Source organism: Micromonospora sp. WMMD980 (genome assembly GCF_029626035.1).
Taxonomy (GTDB): domain Bacteria; phylum Actinomycetota; class Actinomycetes; order Mycobacteriales; family Micromonosporaceae; genus Micromonospora.
In genome coordinates this window covers 17,039-34,579 of the sequence record NZ_JARUBE010000003.1, presented here as the reverse complement: position 1 = coordinate 34,579, position 17,541 = coordinate 17,039, and the positions used below count along the sequence as shown (strand labels likewise).

The window sequence follows — 17,541 nt, the reverse complement described above, 5'->3', positions numbered from 1 at the left end:
TCACCTCCGTGCCGCCCGGCGCCGCGCCGCGGCGTCCTCCTCGAGCAGATCGATCAGGGTGGCCAGGTCCCGGGGGTGCCAGGACTCCAGGCCAGCCGGCCCCGTCAGTGGCTGCCCGGTGCGCCAGGCGAGGACGACGAGGTCTCCTCGGACGGAGCCGGCCGGCCAGGGTCCGGCTCGGCCACCTCGATGTCGACGTCGTCGCCGTCGCCCGAGTCGGAGACCTCGACGCACACGGCGTCGAAGTCGAGCCACGACAGGGCGGTCAGGGAGCGCCGGGACATCACCGACCAGGCCAGCCACCGCAGCGCCAGGTGCGGCCGGTCCCCGATCGCGTCGAACGGGCAGCCGAAGTCCTGGATCTCCCACTTCGCCACGTCGCGCTGGTCGGCGACCACCTCGTGAGTGGCACCGTCCTCCAGCTCGACGTGCAGATCGATGAGGATCTTCGGCATCAGCTGCTCAGCCCGAATACGGGCGCGCCGACCACCGGGAGCTCGAGCTCCTGGGTGAGCCATTCGCCCTGCTCGCCGCCGAACGCCGGCATCAGCGCGATCGCCGTGAACGTCGCCGTCGCCTGCCCGGTGCCCGCCTTCGGCTGGAGGGTGATCTCCAGCTCGCCGCCGTTGGCGTCGCGCAGCGCCTTCGCCAAGCCTCCCGCGATGTTGATCTGGAGGCCGGACATCTCGAAGGTCCAGACCGGCGAGTCGACGTCGGACACGACGCCGTCCGGCACCAGGGTCCGCTGCGTCTGCACCGGCTGGTCCGGCACCAGCCGGGCCTTCGTCAGCTGGTTGGCGTACTCGACGTCGTCGATCTTGACGAGCGCGTTCTTGAAGACGTGCGCGCCGGCGGCAGCAGGCATGGTCACTCACCTCTCACGGAGATCTGTAGGGCGTAGCGTTCGGTGTCGCTGTCGGTGATCGTGGTCGGCTCGATGCGCTCGACGAACCCGACCGGCTCCAGTGCGTCGACCAGCTCGTTGACGTGCTGCTCCACCCACTCGGCAGAGCCCGTCGCGCCCTCGGGGAGGAACACCAGCACGCGCCAGGTCACGGTGAACGCCCGCCCTTCGGCCCGTTCCATCGCCCCGAGCAGCGGCCATGCATCGCCGGCGCGGGGCTTCGGCGGCCGGAACAGGTGCCCGGTCACGTCAGGAGCGCTGGAGAGCGCGTCGACGAGCTGCTTGCGGCCGGCGGCGAGGTCCATGGTCAGCTCCAGACGAAGACGGGCCGCTCGGTCAGCGACACCTCGGTCAGCTCCGCCGCGGTCGGCACGTACACGCGCGGCTGCCCGGACCAGCTGGTCGCGGTCACCTCCACGCCGGCGGACAGGCCGTGCCGGCCGGCGTCGGCGTACGCCAGGGCCAGGTCCCCGTCGCCACTGCGGTCGGCGCGGAACGCCGTCCACAACCCGGCCTCGGTGTCGTCGACGTCGACGAGTCGGCCGGCGCGGCGCGACTGCACGTGGTCGTGCAGCAGCCACACCCGGGCGGCCGGGCGGACCGTACCGCGGAGATACCGCCACCGGCGGCCCTCGGTGATCCCCACCGGCCCGTACGGCAGAGCCAGCCCGGTGATCGTGCGAGCCGACCAGTCGACGGTCAGGGCAGCCATCCGCCCTGCTCGTACGACTTCAGCAGCTCGCGCACCCGGCGGGGCACGAAGAACCCGAGACGGACCTCCCCGGGGATGCCCTCCTCGGGGGAGTCGGTGTCGAACGGCGAGTAGTCGCCGCCGAGCTGGGGGCGGTAGTTCACCATGGCCAGCTCCTTCGCGGCGAGCCGGATCGACGGCGGGATGCTCGCCCGCCCGGCCCGGTAGGCGACGGTCACCGGCCCGAACCAGCGGCCACCGGCCCGGGTCAGGACCCCCGTCTCCGGGTCGACCGCCCAGGTGCTGCTGGCCAGGTTGACGCCGGCTTCGAGCACCGAGGTGATCGCGATGAGCGGCGGCCGGCGCAGGATCAGCGTCGCGGCGCCGCCGACGTGGGTCTCGGTGACGGTGCGCGGCACGACCGGGCCGACGATGTCCTCGACCACTTCGGTGACCGCGGCGATGTAGCCCGACAGCTCCTCGTCCTGCGACGTGTCCGCGGGGTCGATGTTGAGCTGCCGCTTGACCTCGGCCAGGCCGACGATCCGCAGCGCGGGCGCGGTGATGTGCACCTGGTCGGCGTCGACCGCGACCACGGCCCCGCTGACCTGCCACACCCGCAGCCAGTCACCGGCCTGGTCGTACGTGACCTGCGCGGTGTAGACGCCGAGGCTCGGGTTGGTCACGGCCGGGGTGTCGGTGGTGCCGTCCGGCCGGGTGAGGGTCAGCACGACGGTGGCGGCGGCCAGCTCGCCCTGCTCGTCGCGGACCTCCAGGCGGAGACTGTCACGTTGGCCCAGCAGATACGACACGTGCTCCTCCTCAGGGCCAGGTGGTAGGTGTGAGCCGGGCAGCAGCGGCCGACGCGGTGAGCCGCGGCCCGCCGGTACGCGCGGTCAGAGCCGGGGACCGTGTCGTGGCGGTAAGCGCGCCGGGCCCGCCTACGGCCGGCGGGGCGGCCAGCGACGGCTCGCCGACCTCCACGGACACGTCGACGCCATCCAGCGCCACCTCGACCGACCATGCCAGATCGGGCGCGCCGACCTCGACGTCGGTGGCCAGGCCGTCCGGAACGACGTCGGCAGCCCACAGCACGGACGGCGAGCCCACCTCGGCGGGCACCAGCAGTTCGTCCGAGCTGGCTCCGGCGCCGAGGATCCCCGGCGCGCCGAAGGTCACCGACACCAGCACGCCGGCCGGTGCCGCCTCGACCGCCCAGGACGCCCCAGGCAACCCGACCGCCACCGGAAGGGACACCCCGCCCGGGGTGACGCCCACAGCACCGTCCACGGACGGGGAGCCGAGCGACGCCGCAACGGTCAGCCCGGTCGGGCCGGCTGCCAGCGTGCCGTCCACGGATGGGGAGCCGACCTCGGCGGGCACCGACACCCCGGCCGGCGCGACGGTGGCGTCCACCGACGCCGCCGCCAGCTCGACCAGCACGGCGACCATCGAACCGGTCACGTCGGAGGTGACCTGCTCGCCACCGTACGAGCCGGCCGAGCCGATCAGCCGGTAGCTGGCGTTCATCCGCACGTTCGCCGAGCCGGTGGACCGCGACGTCGCGTGGTCGATCACCTCGGTGTACGCCACGTTCGGCGTCAGCCCGGTCGGGATCGTTCCGGAGGTGACCCGTACGTGCGCGGCCTCGACCACCGCCGAGCCGGCCAGCACCCCGGTCAGGGTCGGCAGGGTCGCCGCGGTGCCCGACGCGGTCGCGGTCGCTGCCTGCGCCACCCCGGAGGCGTCCCGGAACACCAGCAGCTCCCAGCCGCCGGTCATCGCCCCGTTGATGCTGATCGTCGGCGCGCTGTCACCGGACTGGAGCACCCGATACCAGGCGTACATCCGGCTCGACGTCGACTCCGTCACCGGCCACGACACCCCGGGTAGGGACGTCCAGCCGGCCGGCGTCGACATGTTCAGGCTGCCGCCCGACAGATGCCCGACCAGGATCGCGACGTCACCGGCCGCCCACCCGGACGGCAGCGACGTCGGCAGGCTGTTGGACGTGCCTGCGGCCGTGTTGCCCGAGCTGGGCGTACCGACGAGGGAGACCGCCACGGACGGACCTCCCGTCAGCCCACCTTGAGGATCTTCGGGTTGCTGGCCGGCCAGGTGATGGTGACCGTGCCGGTGCCCGGCTGGATCGGCAGACCCGTGCCGGTGTCATACCAGGCGATCACTCGCTGGGAGCCGGCCGCCACGTCGGCGCCGCCGGTCACCGCACTGGCCTGGAACAGCAGCAGGCCATGGTTGCTGCCCGACGCGGTCGCGGAAATCGTCGTGTCGTCCGCGTCGAACACACCGCCGCTGACGGTCTTGCTGGACAGCGCCGCCGACGTGCCGTTGATCGTGCCGCCCGCGCCGGTCACGTCCGAGACGAACTTGTGCGCTCCGCTGAAGGTGTAGCCACGCACCAGCGCAACCTTGACCGTGGCGGTGTCCAGGTCGATCGACCCGTCCAGGATGCCCTCGGTGAACGGGGTGAAGTACCCGCTCACGGTCAGGACGCCTTGTCGCCGCCGGCCGAGCGGGTCTTGTCCGCCGCCGTCCGGGTCTTGGTCGCCGCGGCCTTCGTCGCCGGCTTGCTCTCCGGCTCGGCGTCGGTCGGCTCCTCGGCCGACTCCGACTCGGCGGTGGCCGACTCGTCGACCAGCTCGGCGCCCGGGTACAGCTTCACGTCGGTGTCGTTAAGCCGCATGATCGTGCGGTGACCGTTGTGGGTCACGTGGTACTTCCGGACAGCTCCCACGGTGCGATCCCTCCTCGTCGGGATGTCGATGGGTGACCCGGTGCCGGCCGGCCCGCAGGAGGCGTGTGCCGCCCCGCAGACAGGACAGCCGGCACCGGACGAACGGATGAGCATCAGGGAGCGATCACGCCGGCGGCGCGAAGCTGCGTCAGCAGCGCGTTCACCTTCGTCTTCAGCTCGTTGATCAGGTCCGCCTCGGGCTGACCGTAGGTCGCGTCCGCGTTCGCCGTGGCCACGCTCGCGACCGCGGCGCCGCGCTTCCCGGCGCGCTGCGCGCCCTTGTCGCCGTTCAGGTACGCCATTCTCCGGGCCCTCCTTACGGGGTGATGTCGATCTCGACGAACGCGTTGGGCTGCACGACGCCGAACCCCGCGCGCATCTCGCCGAGGATCGCGACCAGGTTGCGGATGAAGAAGTCCGCGTGCGAGTCGGTCGCCTGCACGGTGGCCTGCTCCCGGTCCCACAGGACCGCCTTGCGCCACGCCCCGACCCACGGCGCGCCCTCGGCGACCGCCTCCGACTCGACTACCGGCAGGCCCCACACGGTGGGCTGCCCCTCGCGCATCGGCCCGCCGAAGTAGTAGCGGGCCTCGTTGTCCTGGAGGAGGTCGACCTTCTCCCAGTCGGCCGGGTTCATGACGTACGCGGTGGCGATCGACCGGCCGACGGTGCGGACCTTCGTCTTCGCCTTGCGCAGCGTGGTCAGGATGTCGGTGTCGTACGCCTGCGACTGGGTGCCGGACACGGTGGTCAGGCCCTCGAAGTTCTCGCCGGTGCCGTCACCGTTGACCATCTGGTCCTCCAGCTCCTCCTCCAGGCCGTAGCGGAGGAACTGGTCGATCAGGGTGCGGACCTGCCCGGCGTCGGCCAGGGCCCGCTTCGTCGCCGGGATCCAGTGCGCGATCGTCTTCACCGGGGTGCTGACCTTCGCCAGCGCCATCGCCGATTCCGGCTTGTAGCCGCCGCCGGCCGCGTTGACCAGCGCACCCGCCCCGCCCGGAGCGGTCGGCAGCGCCGCCGTGGTGGCCTCCGCCACCGGCGCCGCGTTGTTCGTCGTCGACGTGACCCGCACGTACTCGATCGCGTCGGACGTGGTGTTGCCGCTGGTGACCAGGTCACGCAGCTTCAGCGGACGCTGGAAAGCCTCCAGGCCCACCTGGAGCCCGATGTTGTCGTTGACGACCATCGCGCCGGCGCTGGTGTCCGACAGGCCGGTCACGAGGGCCTTCGCGCCGAACGGCGCCGAGTGGACGCGCTGGTTCTTGCCGAACGTGCCGCCGTTGGCCTCGGCCAGCATGTTCTTGTACTGGGCGGACTTGACGAACGCCTGACCGATGGTCTCGCCCTTGCGCGGCGTCCACAGCCCGTCGGTGGGCTGGTTGCGCTCCTTGCCGCCGGGCTCGAAGGTGATGCCCTCGCCCAGGTCGCCGAGCTGCTTGGTCAGGTCGTTGTCGGCCTTCGCCTGGTCGATGCGGGCCTTCAGGCCGTTCGCGGCCTTCACCGCGTCGGTCACCCGGGTCCGCTCGTCGTCGGTCAGGTCGCGCTTCTCCGCCTCGGCCTTGGCCGCGATGTCGCGGGCCGGGGAGAGCGCGGCGGCCAGCTCCTTGCGGAGCCGCTCCATCACTGCGGTGCTCATGGTGTTCGGTTCCTCCGTGATCGTCAGTCGAGGTCGTACGCGAGCGCGTCGACCTGGAGCGACAGCAGGACGGAGGCGGGGCTCAGGGTGGGCTCGACGGGTGCCGCCGGGGCCTGCTCGGCAGGCGTGGGCTCGGCGTCGTCGGTGGCCGGGGCTGGCTTGGCCTTGGTGCTGTCGGGCTGCCCGCACGCCGGGCAGGTGCTCGTCTTCGCGCCCACCAGCTCGGTGGACGCGTTCATGCCGAGCAGGGTGGGACCGACCTCGAACAGGTCGAGGTCGCGCAGCTCATACACGTCGCGGCCGTCGCGCTCGCCGAGCGCCCCGTCGCGGATGTCGTAGCTGAAGCTGAACTGCTTGACCCGGCGGCCCTTGAGCAGCCGGTGCACCTTCGCCGCCCGCGGCTCGTCCAGGTCGAGCTGGCCGAGCACCCACAGGCCGCCGTTGCCGCGCAGCTTCTCCGGCAGCCGCTCGTCGCCGGCGAGCAGCTCCGCCGCGTCGAGGACCACACCGATGTGCGAGTCCGGGTCGCCGATCTGGTGCGACCAGATCACCGGGATCGGGTCGCCGGCGTCCTTCCACTCCGCCAGGGAGCGGGAGAACGCGCCCGGCAACACCACGTCACCGCCGTGGTCGACGTTGCCGAACACGGACACGATCGCTTCGAACTGCCCGGCCGCCAGGCCGTCCTGCTCACCGGCCGCCTTCACGTGCGCCGGGAACGCCTTAGTCCGCATCGGGTCCCTCCCCGGTGGTGTCGGTGCCGGCAGGGCCGGCCGGTAGCGCGGGCTGCTCGCCCTGAACGTCGGCCGGCTCGCCGATCGCCACGTTCAGCGGCACGATCAGCTCGTCGCCGCCGTCGACGCGCGACAGGTTGCTCAGGCCGCGGGCTTCGTTGCGGGTCATGTACGGCCCGCCCACCGCCATCTGCAACTGCTGAGCCTGCTCGTCGAACGAGCCCTGCAACTTCTCGGCGATGTTGAACTCGACGTACACCCGGCCGCTGTCCGGCAGGAACGGCAGCAGCTGCAACCCGATTTCCTGCTCGATCTCCGCGCACCACGGGCCCAGCGTGTCCTGATAGAGCTGCTTGTGCTGCTCACGGATGTTGGAGAACGTGGCGTGGTCGAGGATCCCGACCAGCGGCGGCGCGATGTGATACGCCGCAGCCGTCTCTTCGCGGGTCAGCTTCCGCGACTCCACGTACTGCGCTTCCTTCGGATTGACCCCGGCCGCCACGAATTCCATGCCGTCCTCGAGCACCGGCGTCCCGCCGGCCTGCGGTCCGTCGCCGGTGTACTGCGACTGCCAGCCGGCCCGGAACCGCTCCCGCGCCCGATCCGACCACTCCGGGGCGTCCACCGGCCGCTTCAGGTAGCCGGAGATCCGGGCGCCGTTGGACCACATCTGCTCGCGCCAGCGTGCCGCCGCGTGCTCCTCGGCGAGGACCTGCCGCAGCGCCTCAATCGGCGACGACCCGACCCGCGAGTCGTCCGGGTTGTAGCCGCGGAAGTGCACGACGTTCGCCGCGTCCAGGTCCAGGTAGCCGTGGGTGCCGTGCAGCCGGTACGACTCGGCGTCCGTCCAGTCCGCGCCGCGGGCCTCCACCCGCCACGGCGGCAGCCGGCGCACCCCCACCGGGGTGGTGTCCTCGGCGCGCAGCATCACCCAGTAGGCGTCATCGAAGATCGCCAGGTCCGACACCAGCGCCCGGACCAGCCGGTACGTGGTGGTCGTCGGGTTCGGCGCCCGCAGCAGCGCGGCGATCGGATGGTCGGTCAGCCGCTCGCGGTCGTTGTCGTCCAGCCGGCGGTAGGCGTGCAGGCCGAGCTGGGCCAGGTTGCGGGCGAGGAACCCGACCACGGTCCGGACCGCCGGCTGCGACCGGTAGATCGCCGCGTACGTCATCGCCTGGTTGCCGCCGAGCTGCGAGGCGTAGGCCGGCCACATCGAGGCCTGCGGGGCGGACGGCTCCAGGGCGCGTAGCTGCCCCGCGGACACCACGAACGCCATCAGCTCACCACCTGCACGAAGTCGATCCGGTGACGCGGGATCAGCACCACGCCGTCGACCGGCTGCTCCGGGTGGCCCGGGCCGCGGTGCAGCCGGGCGCCGGTCAGCTTCACCTGCCACGGCCACGACCAGCGGCGCTCACCGACCAGCGTGGTGCGCCCGTCGACCAGGTTCACGACGACGGGCCGGCGACGAACAGTCAGCACACCCGCCCCCTTTCACCTGGTCACACGACCATCAGCTCTGCGTTGTCGTCCTCGTACGCCGAGCGGCGCGCCTGCGGCTTGAGCGTCAGCACCGCCCAGGTCCCCAACGTCACCGCCAGCAGCGGCCCGGCCGCCGGGTCGGTGTAGTCCCACGCGGTGCCGCCGGCCAGGGCCCGGGTCCCGCAGGCACCCAGAGCCACGTTCAGCGGGCCCTCGTCGAGGTGGCACAGGCGGCCCTCGTCGACGACCGCGTCGAGGAACAGCCCGTACGCCATCGCGACGTCCGCCGCCCACGGCACCACCAGGTCACCGCGGCGCGGCTTGTCCCGGTCCACCGCCGCCGTCACCCCGAGGTCGGCCAGCTCCGGCAGCAGCGTGCCCGTCGGCCCCTTGTCCTGCGCGACGACGAACAGCGGGTTGTGCCGCCGCCTCAAGTCCGCCACCCGCGTCGGCGCCCACCGGGTGCCCGGCCGGTGGTCGACGATCGACGCCAGCAGCGTGCCGTCCGGCCGGGCGCCCACCGCCGCGATCGTCGTGTGCGAGCGGGTCGCGTTGACCTGCACCACGAACACCACCTCGCGCGGGCGCACCACCGACGCCGGATCGGTGTAGTTCGGATCCCGCTGCCGCTGCCACGCCTCGTCGGGGATCACCCCGGAGCGGCCGGTCGCCCGGCGCGGCCAGATGCCCAGCCGCTCCCTTGCGTAGCCAGCCGGCGTGGCCAGGGTCGCCCGGCGCTCTCGGAGCACCGTCTCGTGCGTCAGCCCCGAACCGTTCGCCCGCTGCGCGCCCAACGCGGGGTTCGACGCGGCAGCCAAGGCCATGTCGTCGAGGTCGACGTCGTCAAGGCTGTCCAGGTCACCGGCCAACCCCCAGTCGCGGTAACCCAGCGACGGGTCCCGCTCCCACGGACCATCCTCAGCAGTCCGCGGAGCGGTCGGGTCTCCGCGCTGCCGCAGCGCGTACATGATGTCGCCCGTGTCGCCCGTCAGCGGCGGTGACGACGTGTAGATGAACTGCGGGTTCGGCCGGGCGCTCACCGTGTAGAGCAGCGCGCTGTGCTGCTCCGGGGAATACGCGAACGCCTCGTCGATGATATTCACATCGCCGCTGAAGCCACGGCCGCTGCCCTTGCTGCGGGCGATGAACTTGATGCGGGCCCCGGTGTCGAGCCGCTCGAAGGCCTCTTCACCGTTGGTGTTGTTGACCTTGATAAGGATGCCATCGACGTCGAACAGGTTGCCCGCCACGTCGACCTGCGTACCGAGCGCCCGGATGATCCCCTTGACCCGCCGGAACGCCTCCATCGCGGTCTTGTACTCGTGAGCCGACCACATGATCAGCTCTTCGCCGAGCAGCAGGAACCCGGTCAGCGCTCGCGCTTCCAGGATCGCGCCCTTGCCCTGCTGGCGGCACACCCACTCGCAGCACTCGAAGCAGGCCCACTTGCCATCCTCGCGCACGGCGAGCATCAGCGTGACCGCGTCGATCTGCCACTGGTCGAGCGGGCGGCGCGCTCGGGCCATCAGCTCGGCGGCCTCTTCGCCGAAGCTGAACGCGTAGTCAGGGTGGGTCTCAACCCGCGGCTTGGGCGCGCCGAGCGGCAATCCGAGCGGCGATGTCAGCAACGCCTGCGACACCCCCGCCTCCCGTCCCGGCCGGAGCCGGCTGCTTCCCGGCGCCCGGCTTGGCCGGTCCGCCCGCCTGCGACGTCCGCAGCTCCGCCAGCAGCGCCTTCAGGGCCACCTGCTGCTGGCGGGCCTCCGCGAGCGCGTTGTTGAGCACCACCTTGACGATCGAGCCGTCCTCGTTCGCCGTGTGCAGTCGCACCCAGTAGTCCTCGTCGCCGCGCAGGATCCGGTCGAGCACGTCCAAGCGGTCAGCGGTCCGGCACGCCTCTTCGAGGAGCACCAGCTCGGCCGGCTTGAGCGCCGGGCCGTCGCTGGCGACCTGCTGCCACAGCCGGCGGCCACGGGCGCCCAGCTCGCGCGGGCCCGCCTCCGGTGCTGTCACGGCGTCACGCGTTACGCCCGGCGTCACGGAAGCCGTGACTTCAGATGCGTGTTGCGCCTGCTCAGCTCGCTTACGAGCGCGGTAACGGCGCTGGCGCTCAGCGGCGGTGCGATCGGCCATCGCGCCCTCCAGATTCGCCACGCGGGGGGATAGAACGGACACGTACGGCGGGGTCTCCAAGGCCTTGGGCCGGAGCGATTCCGACCCCCCTACCCCTGTGACCAGGGCATTCACCACCGCAGTGCAGGCTTGAAGACCTTGCTCGTCGTCTTCGCGCCGCGTTCTTGGTTGCAGCGTCTGCCGCAGCGGGGGCAGGGGTTGTCGAGTCCGCGCTTCGGGTCGCCTGCGCCGTGGGCTGGGCGCATGGTGTGTGGGTCGATGGGTTGGTTGGGGTCGGTGCTGATGGGTGTGAGGTGGTCGGCTTGCCTGGCACCACCGTGGCCGCAGAGGTGGCAGCGGTCGCCGTAGAGGGCGAACATCTGTTGCCTGGCTGTGCGGTAGGCGTGGCCGACTCGGTGTCTGCTGCGTGGCATGGTGCCTGCCTGGTGGGTGGTGCGGGCCGGCCACCCGCCGCGGTGACCGGCCCGCTCTTCCCCGCGCCCCGGCGTCCCGACCCTGGACGCACGTCAGCCCGGGAGCGCTGGGGGTCGCTCGACCGGGCTGTGTGGGCACACTCCACCTGCGTGGCGTGTGATCAAATCATGCGGCGCTGACCTGGTGTTCGTCAAGCTGGCGGGGCCGTCCGCGTGGTGAGCGTCGCTTGGCGGCTTCGATGGTGGCTGCTTGGTCGAGGGGCGAGTAGACGGTTCGGCCGACGTGGCGGCATTCGAGGCCGTCGCGGCCTCGCCAGTTGACGATCATGCGTTCGGTGACGATGTCCTCGCCGGTGAGCCGGGCGGCCAGCTCGACGGCGGTACCCCACTCGCGGCCGGTGCGCGGGTCGCGGATCACGGCTCGATTCTCCCTCGGCTGGTGGGATTCCCACGGCTACATCAAAAGGCGCATTATGGTGCTCGCTTATGTCCGGTTTGGGCGGCCCAAGACGCGCGTCTGAGGCGCGTCTCGGGCCGGACCGGTCAGGGCATCGGGGCGACCGCTGGTCGCTCCAGGTAGCCGACGGGCTTGCCGGTCCGCTCGGCGTAGGCGATCTCGTCGCGCGTCGAGTCGCCGATGTAGCCGTTCGGATTGACGACGAGCACCCGGTCGGCAAGGTCGATCTTCCGCAGGTGCAGTGCGTCGAGGCGGGCCTTCTCATCGTCGCTGGGCGTGAAGTCGTCGGCGTGGCCGAAGACGCCCGGGGCGAGGACGATCAGGCCGTCGAGGGTGAGCTGCTGGTTGAGGCGGTGGAAGTAGTCGCGGAAGCGGGTGGAGCCGCAGAGCACGATGACGGGCGGCTTGTCGGGTCCGTCGAGCTGGTGGGTGTGCGGGTTGAGGTAGCTCACGGCGCTCTCCTTCGATCGGATCGGTCAGTTGGTCTGGGTCGGTGCGGCCCCCGCGACCGCACGGAGCACGTGGTCGCGCCGCCAGATGCCGTCACAGGCGGCGCACACCACCGCCCGGTCCGTCTCGGGCCCGGCGGTGGTGACCTCCAGGCGGCGCTGCCCGCAGCCGGGGCAGGCCTGGCCGACGAGCGGGGTGCGGGCGGGGCCGATGCCGAGAGTGCGGCGTGCCGACCGGTCGAGGTGGGCGAGCGCGGCGGCGGTGCGTTGGGCGGCGTGGTCGCTCATGCCGGGGATGGCGCGGCGGATGCGGGTGACGGGGTCGGTGCCGGGTGCCCCCGGGAGTGCCCCGGCAACCGGCTCCAGAGCGCGCAGGAGGCTCCCGAGGGCTTCGGCGTAGGGGTCGGGTCGGGCGGGGGCCCACGCGCTGAGTGCGCGGTCTGCGGTGGGGTCGCCGTGTCCGCCGAGGCCGTGGCGGCGGCCGAACACCTGGCTGGGGATGCCGATGTCGTGGGTGCCGCGGTTGCCGTCGATGGCGTTGGTGATGGCGTTCTTGGCGGCGGTTTCGAGGTCGGCCAGGGCCGCCTGGAGGGACCAGGCGGCGGCGGTGGCGTGGAGGTGGTGCGGCGTCACGGCGTGGTGCTCCTCAGGCGGTGTAGTTATGCCGGCGGAGCTGCTCGACGGTGGGAAGTCCGGCGTCGCTCCGGAGCGGGATGCGGTCGGCGATCGGGTGAGTGGGCATGGGCTCCTCCGTGGCGGCGAGGGTGGCGTCGATGGCGTGCAGGGTGCGGTCGGCGGCGGTCATCGGCCACCGGCCCGGGCGAGCGCGTCGGCGACGGTGAGGCCGTTGACGGTGATGTGCTGGCACGCCTCCATGGCGAGGCGGCAGGCGGTGTCGTAGTCGAAGCGGTGGGTGGCGATCCACTCGTCGTTGCGGTTGGACGGGCTGGGCTCGTAGTCCCACTCGCCGTCGGCGCCGAGGACCTGCGAGTGGCGCTTGACGGCGTACTGCTCGCCGCCGCGCCAGGTGACGGTGACGGCGTAGATGTCGTGGTTGATGTTGTCCTCAGGCAGGGCGCAGAAGGTCATTTCAGTGAGGCGGGCGTGGGCGACGGGCGGGTTGGTCTCGGACACGGTCGTCTTCCTCAGGTCGGGTCGGTGAGCTTGCGCAGGGCGGTGTCGAGGTGCGGGTGGCCGTTGGGGTTGCCGTAGGCGCGGACGGCGGCGACGACGGCGCGGGCCTCGGCGGGGGTGAGCTGGAGCAGCGGCAGGTGTTGCTGGGCGGCCAGGGCGACGTGCAGGCCGACGGTGGCGGCGGCGTCGATGAGCGTGGACGCGAGGATGTCGCGGGTGGCCCGCTCGATGTAGGACACGGAGCACTGCCGGATGCCGGAGATGGCGGCGAACTGGCGTTGCGTCATGCCGAGGGCGTGGCGGCCTTCGCGGATGGCGTCGCCGATGTCCGCGCGGACGGGGAGGCTGCGGTCGACGTTGGCGCGGCTGGTCACGGGAGGTCGCCGTCGGCCGGGGTGATGTCGTTGACCGGCGGTTGGGGGATGTAGCCGGCGTCGGCGAGCAGCCGTAGGAACCGTTCGCCGGTCATCAGCACGTAGCCGTGGCCGGGGGACGCCTTGCCGCGGCGCTTCACCCAGGCGGCTCCGATCGGGGCGCGGTCGTTGCGGCGTTCGGCCTCGGTCTCGTCGAGCCAGCCGGCGAGGTCGATACGGGCGGCGGACTTCGCTTCGATGACGACGCCGGGGATGCCGGCGATGTCGCCGCGGTCCTTGGCGCCGGCGAGGGTGCGGCGTTCGGCGTGCGGGACTCCGTTGTCGGTGAGGTAGGCAACGATCGCGGATTCCCAGGCGGTGCCTTTGCGTTTGCTGGCGCTCATTGCTGTCCGTTCAGGTCGTCGAATGTGAGTTGGGTGGGGCCTGCACATTTGTGTTCGGCGTGGATGGTGCCGGTGAGGTTGTTGGCGGTGATGCGTTCTGCGTCGCGGTGGATGAGGTGGCGGTTGAGGGTGAGGGTGTAGGTCCATTTGCCGTCGAGGAGGGCGGCGATTTCTGCTTGGCGGTCTGGGAGCGGGGCGGTGTCGACTCGGGCGGGGATTCCGTCGTCGTGGGCGGTGATGATCGGCGCGCGGCAGCGGTCGCAGCGGTGCTCGGTGGCGACGGTGGAGATCAGGTGTCGGCTCACCGGGTGCCTCCGGTCGTGGGGTCTTCCGGGTTTCTGGGTTTCTCCGGTTTTTGGCGGCCGGTGTGTGAAGGCGTCTCCACGGTTTCGCTACGCTCCGTGTTCGTTTGGTTTTTCGCGGGCGCGCGGGGGACGGAGAAAAACCGGAGAAACCCTGAAACCCGGATGATCATGGCTGCCGACCGTCCGTTTCGGTGTGGCTTGCCTGGATCTGCCAGACCTTGGTGCCGTGACCGTCGTCGCCGACGCACCGGACGACCAGACCGCTCGCCCACCGGCCTTCACGGTTGCGGAGCCACCACCCGAGCGACCGGGCGATGCCGACGGGCCCGCTCTTGTGCTTGGACGCCTTGGCGGCGAGCTCGTCCGGCAGCGCGTCACCGGGGATGCGGCCGGGTGCGATGAGGTTGCCGGTGTCGACGTCGGCCAGGAGCTCCTTGGCGGTCCAGTGCTGCTCCTGATACGCCTTGAAAGCGGCGGCGAGGAACACGCCCCATTCGTCGTCATCGGTTCCGACATCAACCTGGGTGCTCGGGTGATCGAATTGGCCCTCAATTCCGGCGACGGCGAGAATGCCCTCGACGGTGCGGACCCAGCGGGCGTAGGAATCGCTGGCGCGCTCCGGCGGCAACGGTTTCCCGGCCGCGACCCAGGCGCGCACGAGAGTGAGGAGCGCGTGGAGCAGTTCTCCGCGCCGATCCCGCACCCACATCTCCAGGTTGGAGATGGCGAAGCCGGTGCGCAGTTCCGGGTTGGGACGGCCGGGGTCGATGACGGTGCGGATGGTGCGCCGGGGCAGGTCGCCGCCGATGGCGATGTTGTTGCCGGTGATGGTCCAGATGCGGTCGTTGGTGGCCCGGGTCCAGGCGGTGGAGCCCAGCGGCCGGTCGTCCCAGAGGTCGGTGGTGAGCAGGCCGGCGAGGGTGGACGAGCGCAGCTGTCCGGAGACGTTGTCGAGGACGACGACCGGGCCGGTGGTGATGCCGAGGATGGCGGTGATCTGCTTACGCAGCTCGGTGTCGTCCTCGGGCATCTCGGCGCGGAACACGCCGCCGTGGATGTGCCGGGCGAGGTTGGCCAGCAGCGTCTTGCCGGAGCCGGGCTGGTGGGCCTCGATGGCGTGCAGCTTGTATGGCGGCGGGGTGAGCGCCCGCAGCAGCGGGGTGAGCAGCGCGCCGAGGTAGTTGGCCCGGTAGTGCTCGGAGATGAACGGGAACCCGTCGACCATCTCCAGGAGCAGCTTCACGGCGTCGGAGACCTGCCCGGCGCCCGGGGTCTCCGGCACGGGCGGCACGTGCAGGCCAGGCTCGGGAAGGTGCAGCAGCCCGGTCGCCTGGTCGTAGCCGGGGGCCTCGATGACGCTGCCGTCTGCGCGGACGATCGGGGTGTGGATCACTCCGCGCAGCGGTCGGAGGTTGGGCAGCATGTCGGGGACGTCGAGGGGGATCCGGGCGGCGGTGCGGGGGAAGGTCGCCTGGACGGGCTCCCAGTCCTCACCTTTCTTGACCATCCGGTAGCAGCCGTAGGTGTAGGTGATGCGGCTGGCGAGGGTGGAGTCGTTGACGGGCCGGATCTGCGCGGGCCCGTCGGTGTTGGCGTCGTCGTCGGTGAGCGGCACGTAGCCGTCTTCGCCTTCGCAGGGGGTGTGCACGACGGTGTCGAGGCGCTTGAACAGGCCGGCGAGTCGACCGCGGCCGGCTTCCTCGCGGAGCCAGTCGGCGGCGATGGCCGGGTTCGACACGTCGATCTCGGGTGCCCAGATCCGCAGCGGGTTCCGGGGCGCGGCCGCCGCCGGCGGCTGAGTGGCGGTGGCGGCGGGCTGGTCGAGGTAACCGACGAGGTCGCGGAGCATCGCGGCCTGTTCGGTGGCCGGGTCGGGTAGGGGGCTGCCGTAGCCCTGCTGGCCGAGAGCCTTCGCGGCGGCCTTGTGGTCGCCGCCGAAGTGCAGGGCCGCGTAGGTGCCGAACTTGGAGTGCGACTCGCCGCCGTCGAGCGGCGCGGCGCCGGTGGTGAAGACGTGCAGCCGGTCGGTGCCGAGGGCGTTGGTGGAGGCGCTGATGCCGGTGGGCTTGCCGGGCCGGGTCCAGTAGGTGACGTCGTCGGAGCGGTAGTGCTCGCGCCAGCCGGCCGGGCCGAGGATCTGCGGCCACTCGACGCGCGTGTTGAAGTCCTCGCCGGGCGCGAGCTGCCCGTCGGGTCGTGGTCCGGCGGGCGCGCCGACCAGCGAGGTGCCCACGGTGGTCGGCTCGGGCGGGGTGATGCGCGCGGTGGCGTCGGCCAGGGCGTCGACGAGCTGCTGCACGGTGTAGCGGGTGGGGATGGCGGCGGTGATGCGGCAGGGGCGGGCGAGGCCGGCTTTGCGGTTGACGGTGCCGGGGATGCGCAGCACGCGGGCGAGGTCGCCGACGCCGCGGCCGTAGCGCCAGCCGAGCGAGGCGGCGGCGTGCTCGATGACCCGCTGCCAATCCTTCGCCAGCTGCTTGGCCTGGTCGAGGTTGTCGCCGGTGAGCGTGTGGGGCTGGTTGAGGAGCCAGATCGGGTAGAGGCCGCCGCCGGAGTGCACCCAGATGGTGGGCTCGGGCAGGCCGGTGGCGGCGATGACGGCGCGGCCGGCGGTCTCGTCGGGCGGGAGGTCCTGTTCGGCGTGGCCGGGGCCGGCGAGGTCGAGGTCGGCCCACAGGGCGGGCAGCGCGGCGGAGTCGGCGGCGCCGCCGCGCTGCCCGGCCGGCAGTGGCCGGGTGAGGCTGGTGACCCGCAGGTAGATGCCTTCGCGGCCGGTCGTGTCGAGGTGAGCGACGTAGCCGGCGGCGGCGTCGAGCTGGTCGGCGGGGTAGGTGCGGCCGGTCCAGTCGTCGGTGGAGCAGATGTGCACGTGGCCTGGGCTGTCGCCGTGGAGGATGCCGAGCCAGCGGCGGACGGCGGCCTGGTCGATGGTGGCGTTCACGCAGTGGCCTTCCGAACGGCGCTGGTGTGTGCGGTGGCGGTCGGGTCGTCGATCTGGTCGTCGTCCCAGGCGAGCGGGGGCGGCCAGCCGAGTTCGGCGGCGCGCCGGCGGGCCCGGTCGCACACCCAGCCGGTGGGGACGGTCATCGACCAGGAGTCGTAGAGGCCGGCGACGGCCTGGGCGGTGCGGACCTCGACGTGGCGGCCGCGCGGGCCGGCGTCGGAGTGCGCCAGGTGGCTGAGGTTCTGCAGGGTCCAGCCGATCCCCTCGGCGATGGCCGTCAGGGTGTGGCCGATCGCGGCGAGGGCGCGGATGCGGCGGATGGTGCCGGTGGCGTCGATCGGTGTGTTGGGGTGCAGGTTCAGCTTGACGGCGAGGAGTTTTTGGGCGATGTCGTAGCGGGTGGTCTTGGGTGGTGGGGTTCCCTGGTCGGGGCGGCCGTAGAGGATGCGGCCGACGGTGCTGGGGTTGACGTCGGCGGTCTTGGCGACCTGCTTCCAGCCCATGCCGGCGGCCATCAGGGAGCGGATGTGGGCACGTACCGGGGTGGTGTCGCTGCGCCAGGTGCCGGCGGCGATGGCCTTGTCGCGGCGCCGGTTGTACTCGGAGACGTCGAAGCAGCAGGTGTAGCAGCGGCAGCCATCGAGCTTGTATCGGGCGTAGCCGTGGGGCCGTCCCGCCGTGGTGATGGTCATCGATGCTCCGATCTTGATGGGGCCGGCCCCGCCCCGGGCGGGGTCGGGGCCGGCG

25 protein-coding genes are annotated in these 17,541 nt (G+C 71.9%); all 25 read right to left on the bottom strand.

What is annotated here, in order from left to right; translation table 11 throughout:
* Window positions 1-104 precede the first annotated feature (104 nt).
* Window positions 105-455, bottom strand: a complete 351-nt coding sequence (locus O7618_RS00590; protein ID WP_278104010.1) for a hypothetical protein — start codon at window positions 453-455, stop codon at window positions 105-107.
* Window positions 455-865, bottom strand: coding sequence for a hypothetical protein (locus O7618_RS00585; RefSeq protein ID WP_278104009.1), 411 nt, complete (start codon window positions 863-865; stop codon window positions 455-457). The genes O7618_RS00590 and O7618_RS00585 overlap by 1 nt, the downstream gene beginning before the upstream one ends.
* 2 nt (window positions 866-867) lie before the next feature.
* Window positions 868-1,209: a hypothetical protein gene (locus O7618_RS00580; RefSeq protein WP_278104008.1), complete on the bottom strand. Its 342-nt coding sequence runs from the start codon at window positions 1,207-1,209 to the stop codon at window positions 868-870.
* A gap of 2 nt (window positions 1,210-1,211) precedes the next feature.
* Window positions 1,212-1,616: a hypothetical protein gene (locus O7618_RS00575; RefSeq protein WP_278104007.1), complete on the bottom strand. Its 405-nt coding sequence runs from the start codon at window positions 1,614-1,616 to the stop codon at window positions 1,212-1,214.
* On the bottom strand, window positions 1,604-2,407 hold the full coding sequence (locus O7618_RS00570; protein ID WP_278104006.1) for a head-tail connector protein: 804 nt from the start codon (window positions 2,405-2,407) through the stop codon (window positions 1,604-1,606). Before O7618_RS00570 ends, O7618_RS00575 begins: the two co-directional genes overlap by 13 nt.
* Before the next feature lie 10 nt (window positions 2,408-2,417).
* A complete protein-coding gene (locus O7618_RS00565) occupies window positions 2,418-3,659 on the bottom strand; it encodes a hypothetical protein (protein WP_278104005.1) in 1,242 nt (413 codons plus the stop codon).
* Between the two features lie 14 nt (window positions 3,660-3,673).
* On the bottom strand, window positions 3,674-4,099 hold the full coding sequence (locus O7618_RS00560) for a hypothetical protein (protein ID WP_278104004.1): 426 nt from the start codon (window positions 4,097-4,099) through the stop codon (window positions 3,674-3,676).
* A gap of 2 nt (window positions 4,100-4,101) precedes the next feature.
* Window positions 4,102-4,350, bottom strand: a complete 249-nt coding sequence (locus O7618_RS00555) for a hypothetical protein (protein ID WP_278104003.1) — start codon at window positions 4,348-4,350, stop codon at window positions 4,102-4,104.
* 113 nt (window positions 4,351-4,463) lie between these two features.
* Window positions 4,464-4,652 (bottom strand): hypothetical protein, encoded by a 189-nt coding sequence (locus O7618_RS00550; protein ID WP_278104002.1) that lies wholly within the window; start codon window positions 4,650-4,652, stop codon window positions 4,464-4,466.
* Window positions 4,653-4,666: 14 nt separating this feature from the next.
* Window positions 4,667-5,986: a phage major capsid protein gene (locus O7618_RS00545; RefSeq protein WP_278104001.1), complete on the bottom strand. Its 1,320-nt coding sequence runs from the start codon at window positions 5,984-5,986 to the stop codon at window positions 4,667-4,669.
* A 23-nt stretch (window positions 5,987-6,009) separates the two neighbouring features.
* Window positions 6,010-6,720, bottom strand: coding sequence for an HK97 family phage prohead protease (locus tag O7618_RS00540; protein ID WP_278104000.1), 711 nt, complete (start codon window positions 6,718-6,720; stop codon window positions 6,010-6,012).
* A complete protein-coding gene (locus O7618_RS00535) occupies window positions 6,710-7,996 on the bottom strand; it encodes a phage portal protein (protein ID WP_278103999.1) in 1,287 nt (428 codons plus the stop codon). The genes O7618_RS00540 and O7618_RS00535 overlap by 11 nt, the downstream gene beginning before the upstream one ends.
* Window positions 7,996-8,202: a hypothetical protein gene (locus O7618_RS00530; protein WP_278103998.1), complete on the bottom strand. Its 207-nt coding sequence runs from the start codon at window positions 8,200-8,202 to the stop codon at window positions 7,996-7,998. The genes O7618_RS00535 and O7618_RS00530 overlap by 1 nt, the downstream gene beginning before the upstream one ends.
* 20 nt (window positions 8,203-8,222) lie before the next feature.
* Window positions 8,223-9,842 (bottom strand): hypothetical protein, encoded by a 1,620-nt coding sequence (locus O7618_RS00525; RefSeq protein WP_278103997.1) that lies wholly within the window; start codon window positions 9,840-9,842, stop codon window positions 8,223-8,225.
* A complete protein-coding gene (locus tag O7618_RS00520) occupies window positions 9,778-10,356 on the bottom strand; it encodes a hypothetical protein (RefSeq protein WP_278103996.1) in 579 nt (192 codons plus the stop codon). The genes O7618_RS00525 and O7618_RS00520 overlap by 65 nt, the downstream gene beginning before the upstream one ends.
* A 558-nt stretch (window positions 10,357-10,914) precedes the next feature.
* Window positions 10,915-11,166 (bottom strand): hypothetical protein, encoded by a 252-nt coding sequence (locus O7618_RS00515; protein WP_278103995.1) that lies wholly within the window; start codon window positions 11,164-11,166, stop codon window positions 10,915-10,917.
* A 125-nt stretch (window positions 11,167-11,291) separates the two neighbouring features.
* Window positions 11,292-11,657 (bottom strand): hypothetical protein, encoded by a 366-nt coding sequence (locus tag O7618_RS00510; RefSeq protein ID WP_278103994.1) that lies wholly within the window; start codon window positions 11,655-11,657, stop codon window positions 11,292-11,294.
* 24 nt (window positions 11,658-11,681) lie between these two features.
* Window positions 11,682-12,287 (bottom strand): hypothetical protein, encoded by a 606-nt coding sequence (locus O7618_RS00505; protein WP_278103993.1) that lies wholly within the window; start codon window positions 12,285-12,287, stop codon window positions 11,682-11,684.
* Window positions 12,288-12,300: 13 nt separating this feature from the next.
* Window positions 12,301-12,459 (bottom strand): hypothetical protein, encoded by a 159-nt coding sequence (locus tag O7618_RS00500; RefSeq protein WP_278103992.1) that lies wholly within the window; start codon window positions 12,457-12,459, stop codon window positions 12,301-12,303.
* On the bottom strand, window positions 12,456-12,788 hold the full coding sequence (locus tag O7618_RS00495; protein WP_278103991.1) for a hypothetical protein: 333 nt from the start codon (window positions 12,786-12,788) through the stop codon (window positions 12,456-12,458). Before O7618_RS00495 ends, O7618_RS00500 begins: the two co-directional genes overlap by 4 nt.
* An 11-nt stretch (window positions 12,789-12,799) precedes the next feature.
* Window positions 12,800-13,162: a helix-turn-helix transcriptional regulator gene (locus O7618_RS00490; RefSeq protein WP_278103990.1), complete on the bottom strand. Its 363-nt coding sequence runs from the start codon at window positions 13,160-13,162 to the stop codon at window positions 12,800-12,802.
* Window positions 13,159-13,545: a hypothetical protein gene (locus O7618_RS00485; RefSeq protein WP_278103989.1), complete on the bottom strand. Its 387-nt coding sequence runs from the start codon at window positions 13,543-13,545 to the stop codon at window positions 13,159-13,161. The genes O7618_RS00490 and O7618_RS00485 overlap by 4 nt, the downstream gene beginning before the upstream one ends.
* A complete protein-coding gene (locus O7618_RS00480) occupies window positions 13,542-13,850 on the bottom strand; it encodes a hypothetical protein (protein WP_278103988.1) in 309 nt (102 codons plus the stop codon). The genes O7618_RS00485 and O7618_RS00480 overlap by 4 nt, the downstream gene beginning before the upstream one ends.
* A gap of 166 nt (window positions 13,851-14,016) precedes the next feature.
* The gene (locus O7618_RS00475; protein ID WP_278103987.1) at window positions 14,017-16,791 is read right to left on the bottom strand and encodes a hypothetical protein; all 2,775 of its coding nucleotides are present in this window, start codon (window positions 16,789-16,791) and stop codon (window positions 14,017-14,019) included.
* Entirely contained in the window at window positions 16,788-17,486 is a 699-nt protein-coding gene (locus tag O7618_RS00470; RefSeq protein ID WP_278103966.1) for a hypothetical protein, read from the bottom strand. The genes O7618_RS00475 and O7618_RS00470 overlap by 4 nt, the downstream gene beginning before the upstream one ends.
* Window positions 17,487-17,541: the final 55 nt, after the last annotated feature.

Excerpts from the sequence above, each read along its gene's own strand:
- O7618_RS00545 (WP_278104001.1), bottom strand. The coding sequence starts at position 5,986 with ATGAGCACCGCAGTGATGGAGCGGCTCCGCAAGGAGCTGGCCGCCGCG.
- O7618_RS00590 (WP_278104010.1), bottom strand. The coding sequence starts at position 455 with ATGCCGAAGATCCTCATCGATCTGCACGTCGAGCTGGAGGACGGTGCC.
- O7618_RS00550 (WP_278104002.1), bottom strand. The coding sequence starts at position 4,652 with ATGGCGTACCTGAACGGCGACAAGGGCGCGCAGCGCGCCGGGAAGCGC.
- O7618_RS00485 (WP_278103989.1), bottom strand. The coding sequence starts at position 13,545 with ATGAGCGCCAGCAAACGCAAAGGCACCGCCTGGGAATCCGCGATCGTT.
- O7618_RS00585 (WP_278104009.1), bottom strand. The coding sequence starts at position 865 with ATGCCTGCTGCCGCCGGCGCGCACGTCTTCAAGAACGCGCTCGTCAAG.
- O7618_RS00540 (WP_278104000.1), bottom strand. The coding sequence starts at position 6,720 with ATGCGGACTAAGGCGTTCCCGGCGCACGTGAAGGCGGCCGGTGAGCAG.
- O7618_RS00470 (WP_278103966.1), bottom strand. The coding sequence starts at position 17,486 with ATGACCATCACCACGGCGGGACGGCCCCACGGCTACGCCCGATACAAG.
- O7618_RS00580 (WP_278104008.1), bottom strand. The coding sequence starts at position 1,209 with ATGGACCTCGCCGCCGGCCGCAAGCAGCTCGTCGACGCGCTCTCCAGC.
- O7618_RS00500 (WP_278103992.1), bottom strand. The coding sequence starts at position 12,459 with ATGACCGCCGCCGACCGCACCCTGCACGCCATCGACGCCACCCTCGCC.
- O7618_RS00535 (WP_278103999.1), bottom strand. The coding sequence starts at position 7,996 with ATGGCGTTCGTGGTGTCCGCGGGGCAGCTACGCGCCCTGGAGCCGTCC.
- O7618_RS00575 (WP_278104007.1), bottom strand. The coding sequence starts at position 1,616 with ATGGCTGCCCTGACCGTCGACTGGTCGGCTCGCACGATCACCGGGCTG.